Source organism: Sulfitobacter sp. (assembly GCF_036961165.1).
Lineage (GTDB): Bacteria > Pseudomonadota > Alphaproteobacteria > Rhodobacterales > Rhodobacteraceae > Sulfitobacter.
Window position 1 is genome coordinate 1 of record NZ_JBALVJ010000146.1, and the last position, 4,464, is coordinate 4,464.

The following is a 4,464-nucleotide window of genomic DNA, read 5'->3' on the forward strand; positions in this document are numbered from 1 at the left end:
TCGGGTTGGATACATCTTAGCACGCTGTCCAATTTTGCCGGACCACTTCACCACCTTAAGTTGGCTGCAAACTGGTCGAATTACTGGGACCACCTCTAACTGATTCTGCTTTGATCAATCGAACTACCCATTGTTCCAGATCAGCCTTTTCCTCGGCAATCTTTGCGTGCTATCTGTATTACTGATAGCCAGTAATTGATGAGGGCATCTTCCCACAAGACATGAGGTGATGGGTAAATGCAGCCAAAGAACGAGACGTCGCAGACTTCAGGCGTTCCTCTAACACCTATGCAACTAGGCTTGATCTCGGAAAGTATTGGGTCGGAGCAGCCTTGGATTAACTTGGAACAAGTTATCCTACATTTTGGTAAAACGTCAGTAAGCGCAGAGGCTGTAAAGGCAGGACTTCTCGCGTTAGCGATGCGACACGATGCTTTGCGAGTGATGATCCAAAGAAATGCTGTAGGCCGCCTCAATCAATTGCTGAGAATGCCCGTTCATGCTCCTCTCGAAGTAATCGAAAAAGAGAGCACCTCAAACCAGTCGTGGCTGGAGGAACTTGAGAAATTCCTCGCCGAAGACCGCAATCGTGGATTTGATTTGGTTGGGGGAACTATGTGGCGTGCTAGCCTGGTTCGTTGTGAGGGGCGGCATACGACGATTGTTCTAACTATGCACCATGCGATCGCAGATGGGCGCAGCATGGCACGGTTGGCACAGGAGTTGATTGAGTATTTGCAAACTGGAGCATTACCGCCAGCAGATGCCGACGCCATAACTTTCGAAGATTTTTGCCGGGTTTTTTCAGGCACAGTTCCGAACGAAGAAGCCGCGGTCACATATTTCAGAACTTACTTAAAAGACTTTGAGGACGCAGGTACGCTGCATTTTTCTGAGGGGAGGAAAACTGAGCTAACGGCGAACAGAAAACAACAAGTCTCGGCAAACTTGACCGTTAATGAAAGCAAGAATTTGCAAAAGGCCGCATCTCTTTTGGGAGGTACAACGGCCAATATAGTGCAAGCCGCTTGGGGTATCTTGCTCTCTCGTTGGCAGGGAAGAGAAGCTGTTACGTTTGGTGTCGTAAGATCGGGTCGTCATGCCTTACCCAATTGTCAAACTACAGTGGGGTGCCTGATCAATACATTGCCAACTTGTGTAAAACTCTCTCCGGACCTGATGGTGTCTTCTCTGGTGAGTGCGCTGCGCAAACATACACTGTCGTTGCGCACCCTCGAACAAACGCCAGCCGATTTGATCCGCCGGAGTATTGGTCTGCACGGCGCAAAACCCCTTTTTGAAACCGCAATCATGTTTGAGAATGGCGAGATCGAAAGCCTGGTAACCAGCGGCGAAGAGACCGATGTGGTTGAGAAAATCGAGCTGCGTGAAGAGGGTGGGATGCCCCTTATGTTATCCGTTTATGCAGATGATGCTGCTAGAATTCAGCTAGAGTACGATCCATCTGCGGTATCCAAATTGATTGCAGAACGGATGTTGGCGCATCTGATACGGCTGATGCACGCGCTTTCCCTATCAGATAAAACGACCAAAGTTGCTACGTTAGATATGTTGGAGTGTGACGAGCGAGACACGCTACTCGATTGGTCAACGCCAGATGCTCCACTTGAAATAGACGCGACCTGCTTGGTGCAGCTTTTTCAAAATACGGTACAGAATGCACCTGATGCGAGCGCGGTAGAGATGATTGGAGAGGTGAGCAAGCTGACCTTTGCGGAGCTTGATCAGCAGTCGGACCAGCTTGCCAGAGTCCTATTGGAGCATGGTGCTTTGCCGGGCGAAATTGTGGCGATCAATTTGAGCAGATCTGTCAATTTTATCGTTGCAGTGCTGGCAACGCTCAAAACGGGCGCCGCGTTCATGCCCGTTGATCCAGCTCATCCAGAAGCAAGCCGTGCGCATATGATATCGGACAGCGCCGCGCAGATCATCGTCCAGAACGATGTTGTGGTTCGGGGGCAAAGACGAACGCCAATCCCAAGAGACTTGGCCCCCGATGCAAAGCCCATCCCACGCCCTCCTGAAAACATCAACGCGCTAGCCTATGTGATCTACACATCAGGTTCAACGGGCACCCCAAAAGGAGTTCGCGTCACGCGTGGCAATCTTTTGGCCCACCTAGCGGCCTTAACAAAGGCATTTGAGCTGAAACTATCAGACCGAGCGCTGCAATTCGCCGGACTGTCCTTTGACGTGGCCATTGAAGAGATATTTACGACGTTAATGTCCGGGGCGACACTGGTGCTGCGAAGCGAAGAGATGTCGGAATCAACATCCGTTTTCCTTGACGAAATTGACGCGGAAAAGCTTAACTTCATCAATCTTCCAACAGCGTACTGGACGGTTCTGAACCGCTTTATGCAGACAAGCGGAAGAAGCCTGCCGCCCTTGGTGCGACTTGTTGTTGTAGGGGGGGAGGAAATCGCGTCAAGAACCCTATCGGAATGGCTAAAAGTCGCACCTGACGCTCGTTTCTTGAACGGTTACGGACCTACAGAAGCCACTATTACCTGCACATTGTTCGAACCAATCAATCACCAACCTGGCGAAGATGTCTGCATAGGTCGGCCCACAGCGCATTCGCTGGCCTACGTCATTGCGCCCGACGGCAGCCTTGCGCCAAAGGGCGTTCTGGGCGAGTTGGCCATTGGCGGTCCTGCTATCAGTCAAGGTTATATAGGTCGTCCCGATGAAACCGCGCAGGCATTTAGACCGAATGGGTTCACTGGCTCGGGTAACATCTATTGCACCGGTGACAGGGTTCAATGGCGCGACGGTGGAAACTTGCAATTCAGAGGACGACAAGATCGACAGATCAAGCTGCGCGGCCATCGAATTGAGTTGGCCCATATCGAGCGCGCTGTTGAGCAATGCATCCCTGAGGGAGAAATCCTGTGTGATGTTTTGAACAAAAACACACTCTCTGCCCAGCTTGTGGTGTGGATCGCATCACAAAGAACTCTTGATCTGGATGCAATCAATGAAAGTGTAGCGGATCTGCTCCCCACTTACATGCGGCCAACTTTGGTAGATTTGCCGCAATTTCCACGCACACAAAACGGCAAAATTGATCGAACAAAGCTGCCGCAACCGGTGCAAGTTCAGTCGCCCAGCGAAGGGCAACACACCGCTGCAACGGAACTGGAAATCCAGATTTGTCAGATCATGGCAAAGGTGCTGAATATTCCGCGTGTTGAAATTGATCAAAGCTTCTTTGATCTTGGCGGGCATTCGTTGCTTTCCCTTGAGCTTATTGGTCGCATCGCAATAGAAACGGGGAAACCGCTGGGGATCGTTGATTTTCGCAACCATCCGTCGCCTCGTGAACTGGGCGAAGTGCTTGGAAAAGGCGGTCGAAAATCAAAGTACATTATTCCGATTCAGCCATTGGGAAGCAAAGCCCCGCTATTTGCGATCCACATTTTGGGACAGAATGAAGAGTATTTTCGTCCTTTGGCCCAACATCTGGGATTGGACCAGCCCGTTCTGGGAATATCGGTTGGATCGCTAGACGCCGACACGCTAACAGGCGTTGAATTTACTGCTGCCCGATATTGCAAGGAGATCAATCAGCACTTTCCGGATGGACCGATCCATCTGATGGCTGCATCTCTGGGAAGCTACATTGCTTTTGAACTTGCCCAACAACTACAAGCCAGTGGCCGTACAGTTGATACGCTGGCTTTTTTCGATGCGGCGGGCCCCGACGGTCGTGTTGGCGTTCGAGGCATTGGAAAAATCGGCGCACGCATACGTCGCGCGCAGTATATTGGATGGAGATACCCAGCTTTGGTTTTCGAAAACCTGATATATGAAATGCGCAACAAGGTAGCCCGATATCTGATCAATCGGGAATCAAACGATAGGCAACGCCCCTCTCCGAAGACAGTCATTGAGTTTATCGCCTCGAACGAACTGGCCGTAAACGATTACACACCGCAACCGATCAGTATTCCTCTAACGATTTTTCGGTCAAAGGTAAATTTCCATGACACCGAAGAGACCAGAGCAAATGGACTTGGATGGGCATCAGTCGCAAATAACGGCTTTAGCGTAATTGATGTGCCCGGCGGGCACCTCTCCATGCTGCAGGAACCCCATGTATTTGCTCTCGCTAATGAAATCAAAGAGGATTTAAAATCTGACTAAGAACTAATGGCCAGTCTTCAGAATATATACTTCGACCAGCCTGCTGAAAAAGCGATAGACTGAGGCGGCCTCTGATTGGAGTAATGTCAGCTATGGTCAGCCCATGAAAAGGGTCTGGGTCTCTAGATTTCATTCGTTTCGACGGCTTGTTAAGCATCTACAGTGCGGCAAATGGCCGGATCGGGGAACCTTCACAGCAACGTGAGACCGCGCAATAAAATGGCCCTTTGGGGCTGGAAGTAGTGAAGTGGTCCTGCTTTTTAGGACAGTTTTGCGGCTTGGCTAAGATGCATC

General features: G+C 50.5%; 1 protein-coding gene. It reads left to right on the top strand.

Features of this window, described 5'->3' with window-relative positions; all coding sequences use genetic code 11:
- Positions 1-237 precede the first annotated feature (237 nt).
- On the top strand, positions 238-4,170 hold the full coding sequence (locus V7730_RS22185) for a non-ribosomal peptide synthetase (protein WP_335749734.1): 3,933 nt from the start codon (positions 238-240) through the stop codon (positions 4,168-4,170).
- The last annotated feature ends 294 nt before the right edge of the window (positions 4,171-4,464 follow it).

Bases quoted from the DNA above. Each gene is read 5' to 3' on its own strand.
- V7730_RS22185 (WP_335749734.1), top strand. From the start codon at position 238: ATGCAGCCAAAGAACGAGACGTCGCAGACTTCAGGCGTTCCTCTAACA.